Origin of the sequence: Aquirufa nivalisilvae, from assembly GCF_004307455.1 — a bacterium.
Lineage (GTDB): Bacteria > Bacteroidota > Bacteroidia > Cytophagales > Spirosomataceae > Aquirufa > Aquirufa nivalisilvae.
The window spans coordinates 361,413-375,847 of the sequence record NZ_SEWX01000002.1 but is presented as its reverse complement, the minus strand read 5'-3'; the positions used below and the strand labels follow the sequence as shown (position 1 = coordinate 375,847).

The window sequence follows — 14,435 nt, the reverse complement described above, 5'->3', positions numbered from 1 at the left end:
TATTATGTATCTAACTCACCTGCAATCACGTTCATCGATGACATCGTCACAATGGCATCAGATAAAGTCGAACCTTTAATCATCTCTGGGAATGCTTGGTAATATATATATCCAGGTCTACGGAACTTCAAACGATATGGGGTACGTCCTCCATCCGAAACCAAATAGAATCCCAATTCTCCATTACCACCCTCTACAGAATGATAAACCTCTCCAACAGGTGCATCAATTTCTCCCATCACAATTTTGAAATGGTAAATCAATGCTTCCATGTTACGGTAAACCTCTTGCTTGGGAGGCAAATAATAATGCGGTGCATCTGCATGGTAAGGTCCTTCTGGCAAATTATCCATTGCCTGCTGAATGATGCGTAAACTCTGCCACATTTCCTCTTCACGTACTAAGAAACGATCGTAGGTATCACCTTTAGTTCCTACAGGAATTTCAAAATCAAAATCTTCATACGACGAGTAAGGATTCAATGAACGAACGTCATAATCCACACCCGCAGCACGTAAATTAGGGCCTGTAAAACCATAGTTTAACGCACGTTCCGCTGAAATAGCACCCACGTTTTGAGTACGATCCATGAAGATACGATTGCGAACCACCATACTCTCGAATTCCTTCAAAGCAGCTGGCAACTCCGCCAATATTTTTTTGATTTTCTCAATGGCAACTGGGCTCAAATCCCTTTCCATACCACCAAAACGACCCATGTTTGTCGTTAAACGAGCTCCGCAAAGCTCCTCGTAAATCTCATAAATAAACTCTCTCCATTGGTATACATACAAGAAACCAGTCAAGGCTCCCGTATCTACGGCCAAAATGGAGTTACAAATAATATGATCTGCTAAACGAGCCAATTCCATCATGATGACACGAATGTATTGCGCGCGCTTAGGAACTTCGATTCCTAATAATTTCTCTACCGTCATGTGCCAGCCCATATTATTGATAGGTGCTGAACAGTAATTCATGCGGTCTGTTAAGGTCGTTATTTGATAGAATGGACGACGTTCTGCAATTTTTTCAAATGCACGGTGAATATATCCCACCGTTTGTTCGGCATCCACGATTGTTTCCCCATCCATCGTCAAGATATTTTGAAAAATACCGTGAGTGGCTGGGTGGGTAGGCCCTAAATTTAGGGTTGTCAACTCGTTTACATAAGGTCCGCTTTTAGGCGTCTTATCTAGACCTACGTTGGGGTTATTTACTAATGCTACTTCAGACATGTTTCGCTCGTTGAAGGTAGATTATCTACCAAATAATTCATCTATTTTATCGTGACGGGTGGCATCCTCCAATGGATATTCCTTGCGCATCGGATGGTAATCCATATCCTCTACGTTCAAAATACGAATCAAATTCGGGTGACCTTCAAAAATAATGCCGTAAAAATCAAAGGCTTCACGCTCCATCCAGTTGGCAGTAGCAAATAAGCCTGTCACGGTAGGAACTTCCGGTTTTTCAATCGGCACATAAATCTTGATCCACAAACGCACGTTATTCTCTAAGCTGTGCAAATGGTATATAACCCCCAATTCTTGTCCTTTTGCCTCAGGAAAATGAATTCCCGCCAAATCTGTCAAAAACTGAAACTTCAATACCGGATGTTGATAAAGAAAATGAAGCATCGGAACGATGTGTTCTACTTCTGTAGTTACTTGTAAGATTCCATGGGATTCAGCGATTCCATAAATGGCTTCCTCACCGAATTGCCCTTGCAAGGCATCTATAATTTGTTGATTACTCACGTTTTCCATGCTCGATTTACTTATTCAATACCATATGATTCCAACAAAGCTTTATACTCTGGTTGGTTTCTACGACGAATAGACTCATTTTTTGCTAACTCTTGGATTTGCATAAAACCATCTAAAATTTGCTCTGGACGAGGAGGACAACCTGGTACGTATACGTCAACCGGAATAATACGGTCAATCCCCTGTAATACCGAGTAAGTATCAAAAATACCTCCAGAACAAGCACAAGCTCCAACCGATAAAACCCAACGAGGTTCTGCCATTTGCAAATACACTTGTTTTACCACAGGAGCCATTTTCTTAGCTATCGTTCCCATCACCATCAACACGTCAGCTTGTCGCGCAGAAAAACTCAAACGCTCTGCACCAAAACGACCAATGTCATAGTGAGAAGCCATAGTAGACATGAATTCAATACCGCAGCAAGATGTAGCAAAAGGCAAAGGCCAGAGCGAATTCGCTCTAGCCATCCCTACTAATGAATCTAAACTGGTAGCAAAAAATCCCTGACCCTCTAAACCTGCCGGCGCTTCTACGATATTAATTTTTGCATCACTCATATATAATCTTCTTTTCTATTAAAAATAAACCCAGCAAAAAGCTAAATGTTTATTTTTCCCAGGTTAAAATACCTTTTTTAATTACGTAGATAAATCCAGCTAATAATAAGCCCATGAATACGATCATTTCATAAAATCCATTCCATGCTAATTGCTTAAAATTCACTGCCCAAGGGTACATAAATACAATCTCCAAATCAAACAAAACGAACAATATGGCAACCAAGAAGTACTTCACCGAAATCGGTGTACGGGCATCTCCAATGGACTCAATACCGCACTCAAAAGAATCATCCTTTTTCGCAGAATGGCGTTTGGGACCTAAAGCATGTGTCAAGACCATGACCAATACGATAAAAGCCAATGCCGCTGCTAATTGAACGAAAATGGGTAAAAAATCTTGAGGTTGATAGTTCATCTTGTACTTCGCTAAATTTGAAGCGGCAATTTACTCACTAAAATCTAATTTTGAAGATTATTTTATTAAAAATACTTGGTTTTTCCTGGCACTGCTACTGGGTACAAACCATTCGCATCTGGCTTCAAGGGCATATCTGCATCCCAAGCAAAGCGACTTGGTGCAATATTGATCCCAGAGTTAATGGCTTTGTCCCATTCGATAATCTGTCCTGAATAGGTAGCCATCCTTCCTAAAATAGAAGTCATGGTGGAATATGCCCCATTTTCAGCATCCGCAAATTTGTATTCTCCCGCTGCTACTGTGGCCCACAATTCATCATGCTCGGTTTGATATGGATTATTCTCTTTTGTCTTTTTGTCAAAAGCATAATTCACATTTCCCTTCAAATCCAAAATTTTGGCAGAATCAAAAAGCACTTTTCCTTTCGTTCCAATCAAATGTTCGTCGACTTTAGTCCAGGTACCAGGAATATGACGGCATTGGCTATTCAAAATAGTTCCATCAGCATATTCAAATTCTACGATATGGTGATCAAAGATTTCACCATAATCTTTCCCTTTTCTCACTTCTCTTCCACCCGTTCCTCTTGCTCTAACAGGATAACCGTTTTTCGCCCAGTTGATTACATCAATATTGTGAATATGTTGCTCGGTAATATGATCGCCACAAATCCAATTGAAATAATACCAGTTTCTCATTTGGTATTCCATCTCGGTCTGTCCATCCTTACGTGGTTTAACCCAAACACCGTCATTATTCCACCAACAAGAAGCTGAAACAACATCGCCGATTTGTCCGTCCTGCACACGTTTCATCAAATCACGGTATGAATTTTGATAATGACGCTGTAAACCCACTACCACGTTTAATTTCTTCTCTTTGGCTATTTTAGCTGCTGCCAAAACACGTTGGATACCCGCTGGGTCAGTTGCCACCGGTTTTTCCATGAAAATTTGCTTTCCTAAACGAACAGCCTCCTCGAAATGGTAGGGACGAAAACCTGGAGGAGTCGTCAAAATCACCACATCTGCCAAGGCCATTGCTTGCTTATAGGCATCAAAACCCACGAATTTATGATCTTCAGGAACATTAACTTTCTGATTCACGGGCACAGCTTTAGCCGAAGTATCTTTGGCACGGGAATTCATCACACTCTTATAACAATCATCCAATCGATCTTTAAAGGCATCTGCCATAGCTACCAACTGAATATTTTCTTTTGTACTCAAAGCCTGAATGATAGCTCCTGTACCTCGACCACCACAACCAATTAAAGCTACTTTTAAGGTGTCTCCTACCAAACTTTGGCTAAAACTTACCCCTGGATTAGCCTGAGCCACTAGCGGTGCCGCTAACAAAGCTCCAGCTCCCAGACTAGACTGAACAATGAATTCTCTACGTGAATTTTTCATGTTAATTAGGTATATATTTTGAAGGTTAATAATCTTTTAAATACTGATCAAAAAATGCCCGCACTTCTTCAGGGCTTGGCTGCTTGGCTGGTCGCATGATACGAAAACCCACAAACGGAGCATCCGCATTCCACCATTTACTCTTAGGTTCTTGAGGATCTCTTCTGTTCCAAACAGGATCCGCCGCCAACCTACTGGCACTTCGGGCCAAGCTAGCCTCATCACGATAACTTCCTCCTCTCACGATTGCATCCGCATACTTATCTTTGAATATTGCTTGATGAGCTTTCTTATTAGCAGAATAAGCTGGTTCATAATGATCCAATACCCATTCATGCACATTCCCAATCATATCATGTAATCCCCAAGCATTGGGCTTTTTCTGAGCTACTAAATGATACTTATCTCCAGAATTGGAAGCAATCCAAGCATAATCTTCTAATTTCTCATTGGCACTGAGGGAAGAATAAGCTCCTTTTCCACCAGCTCGACAAGCATATTCCCATTCTGCCTCCGTAGGCAAACGGTAAAATATTTGGGTTTTGGCATATAACCATTTACAATACATGAGCGCAGCAAAATGCTGCATGGAGTTCGCTGGAAACCCACCAACTTTTCCCATACCTAATGTAAAATCAATGTAAGGTGGACTTGGACGTGTAATGGCATCTGGCCCTTCCTTGGCTGGTTTTGGCGCCGGATCACGATCCTCTTCAAAAAACAATTGGTATTCATCATACGTCACTTCGGTCTTTCCCATCCAAAATGCTTCCATGCTCAATTTTTGTTGCGGCCCTTCATCAGTATTCCTCCCAACCTCTGTACTTGGACTACCTAATACTAAATTACCCGCAGGAATAGCCTGCATATCAAAAGCCACGGTAGAATTAGGAATGATTTGTCGGTATGATTTCAATTGTTGACCTATTCCTATTTGACAAATCCCAACGCTCAAGGCCAGTACTATTACACGTATTTTTCTATTCATTCTTAAATTAATTCTAATCGACTTTCAAGATACCATGATTCAATAATATTTCCAATTCCCCATTTTGGTATTCCCATACAAGCACCTGCACCCTTGGAAATCGCTGAAGCATGATTTTTATATCCTCTATTTCCATGATAGTAGCGGCAGTTGCTATCCAATCTGCCTGAGCTCCATCAGGAGCAATGGCAGTAGCCGATCGTGCGTGTTCCAATCCCAAACCCGTTTTAGGATTGATAACATGGGAATAACTTTTCCCCGCAATTTCTACTTGTTGGTATGTTTTTCCCGAACTAGCAATTGACTGATTTTTGATTTCTAAAAAATCAGTCGAGATTTTTTTAGAATTTGGCAATTCAAGGCCTACCTTCCAAGCATCTCCCTGAGGATTCACTTGGCTGGCACTAATTTTTCCTCCTGCATCCACCAAAGCATATGGATATCCTGATTTCACTAAAAAATCCAATACCCTTTGAGCCACAAAGCCCTTACCTATTGACCCTACATCCAATTGGCAAGCTGAATTTGTTAATCGAATGGCACTACTGTCTGCATTAAATTCCAAACAGGGTGATTGCAATGCCTTAACCCAATCTTGAAGCATATGAGAAGCAGGAAGCTCTTTCGTTTTTCTAGCATTTCTCCAGGCAGCCACTAATTTGCCTATGAAAATGGTTAGATTCCCTTGGCTGTATTGATATGCCAACAAAGATTCTTTCAATATAGCCTTAAATGGCTCTTGAATAGGATAAAACTGACCAGTTCCAGCTCTTTGATTCACTTGGCTTAAATCTGAAATTGGCTGGTAATCGCTCAATTGCATTTCTAAGTTTTCTGCCAATGTCTGAGCTTTTTTAATTGTATTCGACAAGCCTACCGAATCTTGAGTAGAAACGATGATGCGAAATGGAGATCCCATTCTGGCTGTTTCAAATCGATATTTGATCCATTGGGCTTGAGTCAAAAAGCTACAACAAATAACGTAGGCCGTGACTAAGAGTGATTTTTTGTTCATCTTTCAAATATTACAAAAAAAATTGTAACTTTGTCTCGCAAATAAGGGTATGGTTCGCCTTCATCCGATAAATCCAATTCCCGTTCAAACTATTTGCCATGCTTGATTCATCCAAATTTCTTTTCGAAGCTCTTACCTACGACGACGTACTATTGCTTCCTGCGTATTCTGAAGTCTTACCTCGTGATGTAAAGACTCAAACTCGACTGACGAAAAACATCAGTTTGAATATTCCCATTGTTTCTGCTGCTATGGATACAGTTACTGAAGCTGATTTAGCCATTGCCTTAGCACAAGAAGGAGGTATTGGAATCATCCATAAAAACATGACTATTCAGCAGCAAGCGGCACAAGTTCGTAAAGTAAAGCGCTCTGAATCAGGAATGATCATTGATCCAATAACATTACATGATACGCAAACTTTAGGTGATGCTCAGCGCATCATGAAAGAATTCAAAATTGGAGGTATTCCAGTCATTGATACTCAAGGAATTTTAGTGGGTATTTTGACTAACCGTGATTTACGTTTCCAAAAAGAAACAGCTAGACCGGTGCATGAAATCATGACAAAGGTAAACTTGATTACTGCCAATGAAGGAATCAGCATGGAGGCAGCAGAGAGTATACTACAAGAGCATAAAATTGAGAAATTACCCATCATCGACAAAAATGGCCGATTGATTGGATTAATTACTTATAAAGATATTTTAAAACGCAAAAGCCATCCATTAGCATCCAAAGATTCTTTAGGGCGCTTACGTGTAGGTGCTGCTGTAGGAGTTACACATGATTTATTAGACCGTGTACAAGCTTTAGTTCAAGTGGGTGTAGACGTCATTAGTATTGATACAGCACACGGACATTCCAAAGGCGTTATTGATGCTTTAAAAACGGTCAAAGCATCTTACCCAACTTTAGATGTGATTGTTGGAAACATTGCTACAGGAGAAGCTGCCAAGGCCTTAGCTGAAGCAGGAGCTGATGCCGTAAAAGTAGGTGTAGGACCTGGAAGTATTTGTACTACCCGTATCATTGCGGGAGTAGGAATGCCACAATTAACGGCCGTTTATGAAGCAGCTAAGGCCTTAGAACCTTACAATGTTCCGTTAATTGCCGACGGTGGAATTCGTTTTTCAGGTGATATTGCCAAAGCCATTGCAGGAGGTGCTAGCACGGTGATGATTGGCTCATTATTAGCAGGAACCGATGAGGCGCCAGGTGAAATGATTATTTTAGAAGGACGTAAATTCAAATCATACCGTGGAATGGGATCATTAGAAGCGATGGAAGATGGGTCAAAGGATCGCTATTTCCAAGATGCGGAAGATGATATCAAAAAATTAGTTCCTGAAGGAATCGTTGGACGTGTACCATTTAAAGGTTCTGTGACAGAAATTTTATACCAAATGGTGGGTGGTTTGAAAGCCGGAATGGGCTATTGTGGAGCAGGAACTATTAGCGATATGCAACAAGCTAAATTTGTAAAAATCACTTCTGCAGGTGTGAAAGAAAGTCATCCACACGATGTTAGTATTTCAAAGGAGGCACCTAACTATAGTGCTAAGTAAAAATACCATTTTGCTTAAACGCTGTCAAGGTTTGAAACCTTGCCAGCGTTGCAAAAACGAATGAGAATTTGGATGTATTGTCCAAGAAATTGATAATCAAAAAAGCTCAGGGTTTAAACCCTGAGCTTTTTGTTTGATATTACTAATATGCTACACCAATGGGTAGCTGGTTTGAGCTTTAATATTGTAATAAGTTTTAAACAGGATAATTATGTACCGTATCCACGAAACACTTTACTTTATCTGGGTGAATATCAGGATAAACCCCATGACCTAGATTGGCAATGTAGCGCTGAGTACCGAATTGATCAATCATCTTCTTAGTCTCTGCCTCTACCGTTTTAAAATCTCCATAAAGCGCACAAGGATCTAAGTTACCTTGAAGGGTTCTATTTGAACCAACCAAACGCCTGGATTCTTGAATATCCATATTCCAATCCAATCCTATGGTGGCACAGTTTAATTGAGCCATCTCTTCTCTCGCAAAAAATGCTCCTTTAGCAAATAAAGTAACAGGAACCTCTGTTAGAGCATCGCAAATTTGCTTGAGGTAAGGAGTAGAAAAAGCACTGTACTGTGCTGGCGACAATATGCCTGCCCAAGAATCAAATACTTGAATCAGGTTGGCTCCTACAGCCACTTGTGCCTTCAAATAAGCTATAGTTGAATCCGTAATTTTTTGCAATAATGCATGAGCCAATACTGGTTCCGCATAAAGCATTTTCTTCGCTTGAGAAAAAGTTTTAGATCCCTTCCCCTCTACCATATAGCAGAAGATAGTAAATGGCGCTCCTGCAAAACCAATCAATGGAATTTTACCTGACAAATCACGCTTCACTATTTTGATAGCATCTAAAACATAGGCTAAATCCTCCTCGGGAACTGCTGTTTTCAAAGCATCAACATCCTGTTGGGAACGAATAACCTGAGGAAAAAGAGGTCCTTTTTGCTCTTCCATGACATAAGGAAGACCCATGGCTTCTGGAACTACCAAAATATCTGAAAAAATGATGGCTGCATCTACATCGAAACGATCCACAGGCTGAATAGTCACTTCGGCTGCCCATTCAGGATGTGTCGCCAATCCAATGAACGAACCTGCTTTAGCTCTTACTTCTCGGTATTCCGGTAAAATTCTTCCTGCTTGACGCATCACCCAAACAGGGATTCGATCAACAGGTAATCCTTTTGCTGCCCTAATCAGGCGATCATTTTGTAATACTTCCATATGCTTATTCAAGCCACAAAGGTAGTCAAGAAATGATAAATTGTGAATGGTATATGGTAAATGAAAAAAGAAACTTATTTCTGTTTGAGAGTTGTTACCACCAATTTAAAATGTACTTCCCTGATTAAAGTTGACCGGTTTATCAATTTTCGAATTCTACATTGTTCATTTTAAATTCTACATTGAACGGTTAATCCCAACGAAAGATGGGAACGCAGCATGAGCGAAGCGGCAGGCGCATCTTTGACCTCGTGCGTAGGCTAAAGCTAAGCTTCAAAGATTAAAGCCGTATGCGGAGTGACAATCGGTTCCGAGCAGCGGAATTCGTCTTAGGATTAACCGTATTTCTTCCGTTTTTTTTGTTTCTTTTTTTTTGAAAAAAAGAAATGCCAAAGAAAGTTAAGCTCAAGAAAAAGTGATGAATTCAAAAGAGTTTAAAATACTTTTCGTTTCATCAATTCACATGGATTTTCTTTTTTTTTCAAAAAAAGAAACAAAAAAACTTCTTTTTTGTCGTTCAGCAAAGGCGAATTCCGCTGCGCGGAACCGTGATTCACTCCGCTATCGCCTATATTTTTGACGCCGACACGCATCGCCTTTGCTAGCGTCAAAACCTCGTCTACCGCTGCGTTCATCATCTTTCGCTCGTGCTGACCGACGGTGTTTGTACTTCCCTGATTAGAGTTGACCAGTTTCTAATAATTTTTCATTCTACTTTCTACTCTCTACCCCACTAATACCTAATCACTTACATCTAATAACTAATATCCTCGTATCTTTGTAATCCTTTAATATTTACCCTATGCAAGTAATTAGTGCACAATTCATCACCAGTAATACCGATTACTTAAAATGTCCACCGGACAAATTCCCTGAATTTGCCTTCATTGGTCGTTCTAATGTGGGTAAATCTTCTTTGATCAACTCCATTACCTTTCATAAAAAATTAGCAAAGACCTCTCAAACTCCAGGTAAAACACAGTTAATCAATCACTTTTTAATTAACGACAACTGGTATTTAGTGGATTTACCAGGCTATGGTTATGCCCAAGTAAGCAAAGAAAAGAGAAAGGAATTCGAAAAAATGATTTTGGATTACCTAATCAATCGTAAAAGTCTAACCTGTTTGTTCTTATTGGTCGATCTACGTTTAAAACCTCAATCAGTGGATATTGCTTTCATGGAAAGAATGGCGGAAGAACAAATTCCTTTTTACCTTGTGTTCACTAAGGCTGATAAATTATCTCAAAAACAAGTGGATGACAATTTCAAACATTACCAAGACTTCTTGTTGCAATCTTGGGAAGCATTACCGAAAATGTTCATCACTTCTGCTGAAAAACATCAAGGTAGGGAAGAAATCTTAGCCAGTATTCAGGAATTAATTGACACATCTCCCTATAAATCAAGGAAATCTTAATATTTTTGCGACCGAATTAAACATCACACATGGAATTATTAAATGAAATTGCCCACATATCAGGCAAAAGCGGATTATTTAGAGTGTTGAAACCGACTCGTACTGGGGTTATAGTAGAAACATTAGATGCTCTAAAGCAAAAATCTGTTGTTAGCGGTCAAACACGTATCTCGGTTTTAAAGGATATTTCCCTTTATCTAGACGATCATCAAGACAGCACATTGCCTTTAGGTGATTTATTTCAATTGATTCACTCTGTTTGTCAAGGTTCTTTGAACATTGAACCTAAAAAGGCAAGTGATGCTGAATTATTTGGATTATTAGCAAGTATTGTTCCCAATTATGACTCTGATCGAGTTTATGCTTCCGATATCAAAAAAATCCTTTCTTGGTATTTGATCTTGGTAACTAATACTCCTGACATGTTCCAAACAGCTCCAGCCGCCGAAGAACCGAAAGCGGAAAAAGTGGCGAAAGCACCCAAAGCTGCTAAAGAAGTAAAAGAAGCAACAGAAGAAAAAGCAGCGAAAGCTCCCAAAAAAGCAAAAGCGACTAAATAAGTCGCTTCACAAATAATGACATAAAAAAATCCCGATTAATTCGGGATTTTTTTATTTATTTCAAAGAGTTGATCCAAGAAGCAATCTTCATGGCATCCGCCTTTGGCACATTTTTCAATGCCATCATTGGTGGGTAACCAGGCCAGTTCTCAGGCTTTGGATTCGCAATTAATTCTACAATTTTTGCATTGCTATACTTTTTCTTAGCAACATCCGTATAAGCCGGACCCACTAAACGAGCATCTACCTTATGGCAAGCAAAGCAAGTATATTTTTGCATTAATGGCTTAATATCAGCAGGAAAATCTTCCGCATTGGCCTGAAATCCAAATGCAAATGTTCCTAAAGTTACAGCCAAAATAAATTTTGATATTTTTTTCATTTTGATTGAATGTTTAATTGTTCACAAAATAAGGGATTAATACGTTATTTTCTATATGCTCTTGCGCATATTTCTCCCTTTTTATTAAATAGAAGCATGAAATGCATCCACAGCTGCTCTTACACTTCCATGTTGATCCAATAATTCCGAAGCTTTTTCTTCTGAAACTCCCGTGGCTTCCTTCACCATACGGATTGCTCTTAAAACCAATTTGTGGTTACTTAACGCCATATCCACCATTTTATTTCCTCGAACTCGTCCCAGGCGAATCATCACAGCAGTAGAAATCATATTCAACACTAATTTCTGCGCCGTTCCAGATTTCATTCGGGTACTACCAGTGACATATTCAGGACCTACCACCACTTCAATTGGATATTGGGCCACTTGGGCAATAGCACTTCCTTCATTACAAACAATACAGCCTGTTAAAACACCATGCGCATTAGCATCACGCAAACCTCCAATAACGTAGGGTGTTCTACCTGATGCTGCAATACCTATCACCACATCATTTTGATCAATATCATAGGCCTTCATATCCAACCAAGCCTGCTGTTCATCATCTTCCGCATTTTCCACAGCCTTACGAATGGCTCCATCTCCTCCTGCAATTAATCCTATTACCCAGTTATGAGGTACACCATATGTAGGCGGACACTCAGAAGCATCTACCACGCCCAATCTACCACTAGTTCCAGCACCAATATAAAATAGCCTTCCCCCCTTTTCCATGCGGGACACAATTTGCCCAACCAATTTTTCAATTTGAGGAATTACCTTTTCCACCGAATATGGAACAGTTTTATCTTCAGCATTGATTTGTCGTAGAATCGTTTCCACGGACTGTTTATCCAAATCCAAATAATTAGAGTCAGACTCAGTTGCTAGCTTACTTAAATTCTCTGCCATTATTTTGTAGAAAGTGCGTAAAAGTGCTTAAAAAAATGAGGTATCGTTTCAATCCCTTTATAAAAATTAAACAATCCAAAATGTTCATTGGGCGAATGAATAGCATCCGAATCTAAACCAAAACCCATCAAAACCGATTTAATTCCCAATTCTTTTTCAAAAACAGTAGGTACAGGAATACTTCCTCCTCCTCTAGTAGGTACAGGCTCTTTCCCAAATGTCTCTGCCAAGGCTTTCGATGCCGCTTGATAGGCAATCGTATCTGTTGGCATCACATATGCCTCACCTCCATGATGCGGTGTTATAGTTACTTTAACTCCTTTAGGTGCAATGGACTTAAAATGATCCGTAAATAATTGGGTAATCTTCTCTGAACTTTGATTCGGTACCAAACGCATAGAAATCTTGGCATGAGCCAAAGATGGCAATACCGTTTTAGCTCCTTCTCCAATATAGCCACCCCAAATACCGTTAACATCCAAAGTCGGACGTATAGAAGCACGTTCTAAGGTTGAATATCCTTTTTCTCCATGTACCGAGGCGATGCCCAAGTCCTTTTGGTAGGCATCTAAATCAAAAGGGGTCTGAGCCATAGCCGCCCTGTCAGAGGCACTTAACTCTTGAACAGCCTCATAAAATCCAGGTATGGTAATTTGATTAAATTCATCGTGCATCGAGGCAATCATCTCACACAATATATTGATGGGATTAGCCACTGCTCCTCCGTATACCCCAGAATGCAAATCACGATTTGGTCCCTGTACCGTAACTTCCAAATAACTTAAGCCTCTTAATCCCACATCGATAGACGGGATATCATTGGCTATAATGGCTGTATCTGAAATCAAAATAACATCGGCTTGGAGTAAGTCTTTGTTATTAGCCACAAATATGGCCAAGTTATTGGACCCGATCTCTTCTTCCCCTTCTATCATAAACTTGATATTACAAGGTAAGCTGTTGGTAGCCAACATGGCTTCAAAGGCCTTTATATGCATGAAAACCTGACCTTTGTCGTCACATGATCCACGGGCATAAATTATTTCATCTTTGATGACAGGCTCAAATGGCGGACTTTCCCATAATTCCAAAGGATCGGCTGGTTGAACATCATAATGTCCATATACCAACACCGTAGGAGCTTTTGGATCAATAATCTTCTCTCCATAAACCACAGGAAAACCAGCCGTTTCTTCGAGGCGAACCTGCTCAGCTCCAGATTGACGTAAATTATTAGCTATGAATTCCGCCGCTCTTCGTACATCACCTGCATAAGCAGGATCCGCAGAAATGGAAGGAATACGTAATAAATCGAGTAATTCTTCTAAAAAACGTGGTTGATTAGCTTGAATATAAGCTTGTGTTTTTTTCATATTGAGAGGCGAATGGGATTAAATCATTCACGCACAAAGATAAAAAAAAACGACTTAGGATTGTTTCTTTCGAGGGATTAGATACATTCGATTTTCAGTGCCCTGAAGAATGCGGGCAATATTTTTACGGTGCATAAATATCACTAAGAAGGCAACGATAAAACCGAAATAAATCAAAATTGGAAATTCATCTCCAAAGACTTTAAATACCATCAAAAATGGAAACATGAGTGAAGCCACCATCGATCCTAAAGAGACGAAATTTGATAAGTAAAATACCAATAAAAAAACGGCTATACTGACCAAAGCAGCCTCAGGATGTAAGGCTAAAACCATCCCCATCAATGTAGCTACCCCTTTTCCACCTTTAAAATCACAAAAAACTGGTAATAAATGACCCAATACAGCTAAAAACCCAAATACAATCTTTAGGGATACGCAGGTTTGCCAATCAATTAAATGAAGATAAAATAGAAATGTAGAAAGTGACGTTGCTAAAAAACCTTTAAAAGCATCCACAAATAACACGATGCTTCCTGCCTTTTTACCCAATACACGAAAGGTATTGGTTGCTCCAGCATTCCCACTTCCCAAGGTACGTATGTCCACCCCATGATAGGCTTCACCATACCAAATGGCTGTTGGAATTGAGCCTAAAATATAGCTCAACAAACAAAGCCCAATGAGAATTAAAATCATAATAATATTAAAGGTCACCATAATATAGAAAGGCGCTGAACCCAAATATAGGGGGGCTAAAAGCCAAAATCAAGAAGATTAAAAACATTCTTGAAATGTTTAAATTTTCATCTTCATAATATACCAAA

At 39.7% G+C, this 14,435-nt stretch carries 16 protein-coding genes; 3 read left to right on the top strand and 13 right to left on the bottom strand.

Annotated elements, in window-relative coordinates:
- Nucleotides 1–2 precede the first annotated feature (2 nt).
- The 7 genes from EWU22_RS05050 to EWU22_RS05020 all read right to left on the bottom strand — a co-directional run bounded on the left by EWU22_RS05050 (nucleotide 3) and on the right by EWU22_RS05020 (nucleotide 6,165).
- On the bottom strand, nucleotides 3–1,238 hold the full coding sequence (locus EWU22_RS05050; protein ID WP_109322266.1) for an NADH-quinone oxidoreductase subunit D: 1,236 nt from the start codon (nucleotides 1,236–1,238) through the stop codon (nucleotides 3–5).
- Between the two features lie 21 nt (nucleotides 1,239–1,259).
- Nucleotides 1,260–1,769, bottom strand: a complete 510-nt coding sequence (locus tag EWU22_RS05045) for an NADH-quinone oxidoreductase subunit C (RefSeq protein WP_109322265.1) — start codon at nucleotides 1,767–1,769, stop codon at nucleotides 1,260–1,262.
- An 11-nt stretch (nucleotides 1,770–1,780) separates the two neighbouring features.
- Nucleotides 1,781–2,329, bottom strand: a complete 549-nt coding sequence (locus tag EWU22_RS05040; protein WP_109322264.1) for an NADH-quinone oxidoreductase subunit B — start codon at nucleotides 2,327–2,329, stop codon at nucleotides 1,781–1,783.
- A 49-nt stretch (nucleotides 2,330–2,378) separates the two neighbouring features.
- Nucleotides 2,379–2,747 (bottom strand): NADH-quinone oxidoreductase subunit A, encoded by a 369-nt coding sequence (locus tag EWU22_RS05035; protein WP_109322263.1) that lies wholly within the window; start codon nucleotides 2,745–2,747, stop codon nucleotides 2,379–2,381.
- 65 nt (nucleotides 2,748–2,812) lie between these two features.
- On the bottom strand, nucleotides 2,813–4,162 hold the full coding sequence (locus EWU22_RS05030; protein WP_109322262.1) for a Gfo/Idh/MocA family protein: 1,350 nt from the start codon (nucleotides 4,160–4,162) through the stop codon (nucleotides 2,813–2,815).
- 25 nt (nucleotides 4,163–4,187) lie between these two features.
- Nucleotides 4,188–5,150: a formylglycine-generating enzyme family protein gene (locus tag EWU22_RS05025; RefSeq protein ID WP_130924652.1), complete on the bottom strand. Its 963-nt coding sequence runs from the start codon at nucleotides 5,148–5,150 to the stop codon at nucleotides 4,188–4,190.
- A gap of 13 nt (nucleotides 5,151–5,163) precedes the next feature.
- Nucleotides 5,164–6,165: an FAD:protein FMN transferase gene (locus EWU22_RS05020; RefSeq protein WP_130924651.1), complete on the bottom strand. Its 1,002-nt coding sequence runs from the start codon at nucleotides 6,163–6,165 to the stop codon at nucleotides 5,164–5,166.
- 98 nt (nucleotides 6,166–6,263) lie between these two features.
- On the opposite strand from EWU22_RS05020, the gene guaB reads away from it, so the two are divergent.
- Complete coding sequence (gene guaB, locus EWU22_RS05015; protein WP_130924650.1) at nucleotides 6,264–7,733, top strand: IMP dehydrogenase; 1,470 nt, start codon at nucleotides 6,264–6,266, stop codon at nucleotides 7,731–7,733.
- Nucleotides 7,734–7,929: 196 nt separating this feature from the next.
- Here guaB and hemE read toward each other — a convergent pair whose 3' ends face one another.
- A complete protein-coding gene (gene hemE, locus EWU22_RS05010; protein ID WP_109322258.1) occupies nucleotides 7,930–8,961 on the bottom strand; it encodes a uroporphyrinogen decarboxylase in 1,032 nt (343 codons plus the stop codon).
- Between the two features lie 434 nt (nucleotides 8,962–9,395).
- Nucleotides 9,396–9,599: a hypothetical protein gene (locus tag EWU22_RS05005; RefSeq protein WP_130924649.1), complete on the bottom strand. Its 204-nt coding sequence runs from the start codon at nucleotides 9,597–9,599 to the stop codon at nucleotides 9,396–9,398.
- A gap of 164 nt (nucleotides 9,600–9,763) precedes the next feature.
- Between EWU22_RS05005 and yihA the strand changes: the two genes are divergently transcribed.
- Together yihA and EWU22_RS04995 are read left to right on the top strand one after the other, a co-directional pair.
- Entirely contained in the window at nucleotides 9,764–10,381 is a 618-nt protein-coding gene (gene yihA / locus EWU22_RS05000; protein WP_130924648.1) for a ribosome biogenesis GTP-binding protein YihA/YsxC, read from the top strand.
- Between the two features lie 29 nt (nucleotides 10,382–10,410).
- Nucleotides 10,411–10,941: a DUF5606 family protein gene (locus tag EWU22_RS04995; RefSeq protein WP_161566796.1), complete on the top strand. Its 531-nt coding sequence runs from the start codon at nucleotides 10,411–10,413 to the stop codon at nucleotides 10,939–10,941.
- Nucleotides 10,942–10,996: 55 nt separating this feature from the next.
- Here the strand turns inward: EWU22_RS04995 and EWU22_RS04990 are convergent, their stop codons facing one another.
- From EWU22_RS04990 to plsY, 4 genes are all read right to left on the bottom strand, one after another.
- Nucleotides 10,997–11,323 carry a c-type cytochrome gene (locus EWU22_RS04990; protein ID WP_109322256.1) on the bottom strand — a complete coding sequence of 109 codons (327 nt, stop codon included), beginning with the start codon at nucleotides 11,321–11,323 and terminating at the stop codon, nucleotides 10,997–10,999.
- A gap of 84 nt (nucleotides 11,324–11,407) precedes the next feature.
- A complete protein-coding gene (gene murQ / locus EWU22_RS04985; RefSeq protein ID WP_130924647.1) occupies nucleotides 11,408–12,235 on the bottom strand; it encodes an N-acetylmuramic acid 6-phosphate etherase in 828 nt (275 codons plus the stop codon).
- Nucleotides 12,235–13,608, bottom strand: coding sequence for a dipeptidase (locus EWU22_RS04980; protein ID WP_130924646.1), 1,374 nt, complete (start codon nucleotides 13,606–13,608; stop codon nucleotides 12,235–12,237). Before EWU22_RS04980 ends, murQ begins: the two co-directional genes overlap by 1 nt.
- Before the next feature lie 54 nt (nucleotides 13,609–13,662).
- Entirely contained in the window at nucleotides 13,663–14,307 is a 645-nt protein-coding gene (gene plsY / locus EWU22_RS04975) for a glycerol-3-phosphate 1-O-acyltransferase PlsY (RefSeq protein ID WP_130924645.1), read from the bottom strand.
- Between the last annotated feature and the right edge of the window lie 128 nt (nucleotides 14,308–14,435).

Bases quoted from the DNA above. Each gene is read 5' to 3' on its own strand.
- EWU22_RS05050 (WP_109322266.1), bottom strand. From the start codon at position 1,238: ATGTCTGAAGTAGCATTAGTAAATAACCCCAACGTAGGTCTAGATAAG.
- EWU22_RS05045 (WP_109322265.1), bottom strand. From the start codon at position 1,769: ATGGAAAACGTGAGTAATCAACAAATTATAGATGCCTTGCAAGGGCAA.
- EWU22_RS05040 (WP_109322264.1), bottom strand. From the start codon at position 2,329: ATGAGTGATGCAAAAATTAATATCGTAGAAGCGCCGGCAGGTTTAGAG.
- EWU22_RS05035 (WP_109322263.1), bottom strand. From the start codon at position 2,747: ATGAACTATCAACCTCAAGATTTTTTACCCATTTTCGTTCAATTAGCA.
- EWU22_RS05030 (WP_109322262.1), bottom strand. From the start codon at position 4,162: ATGAAAAATTCACGTAGAGAATTCATTGTTCAGTCTAGTCTGGGAGCT.
- EWU22_RS05025 (WP_130924652.1), bottom strand. From the start codon at position 5,150: ATGAATAGAAAAATACGTGTAATAGTACTGGCCTTGAGCGTTGGGATT.
- EWU22_RS05020 (WP_130924651.1), bottom strand. From the start codon at position 6,165: ATGAACAAAAAATCACTCTTAGTCACGGCCTACGTTATTTGTTGTAGC.
- guaB (WP_130924650.1), top strand. From the start codon at position 6,264: ATGCTTGATTCATCCAAATTTCTTTTCGAAGCTCTTACCTACGACGAC.
- hemE (WP_109322258.1), bottom strand. From the start codon at position 8,961: ATGGAAGTATTACAAAATGATCGCCTGATTAGGGCAGCAAAAGGATTA.
- EWU22_RS05005 (WP_130924649.1), bottom strand. From the start codon at position 9,599: ATGATGAACGCAGCGGTAGACGAGGTTTTGACGCTAGCAAAGGCGATG.
- yihA (WP_130924648.1), top strand. From the start codon at position 9,764: ATGCAAGTAATTAGTGCACAATTCATCACCAGTAATACCGATTACTTA.
- EWU22_RS04995 (WP_161566796.1), top strand. From the start codon at position 10,411: ATGGAATTATTAAATGAAATTGCCCACATATCAGGCAAAAGCGGATTA.
- EWU22_RS04990 (WP_109322256.1), bottom strand. From the start codon at position 11,323: ATGAAAAAAATATCAAAATTTATTTTGGCTGTAACTTTAGGAACATTT.
- murQ (WP_130924647.1), bottom strand. From the start codon at position 12,235: ATGGCAGAGAATTTAAGTAAGCTAGCAACTGAGTCTGACTCTAATTAT.
- EWU22_RS04980 (WP_130924646.1), bottom strand. From the start codon at position 13,608: ATGAAAAAAACACAAGCTTATATTCAAGCTAATCAACCACGTTTTTTA.
- plsY (WP_130924645.1), bottom strand. From the start codon at position 14,307: ATGATTTTAATTCTCATTGGGCTTTGTTTGTTGAGCTATATTTTAGGC.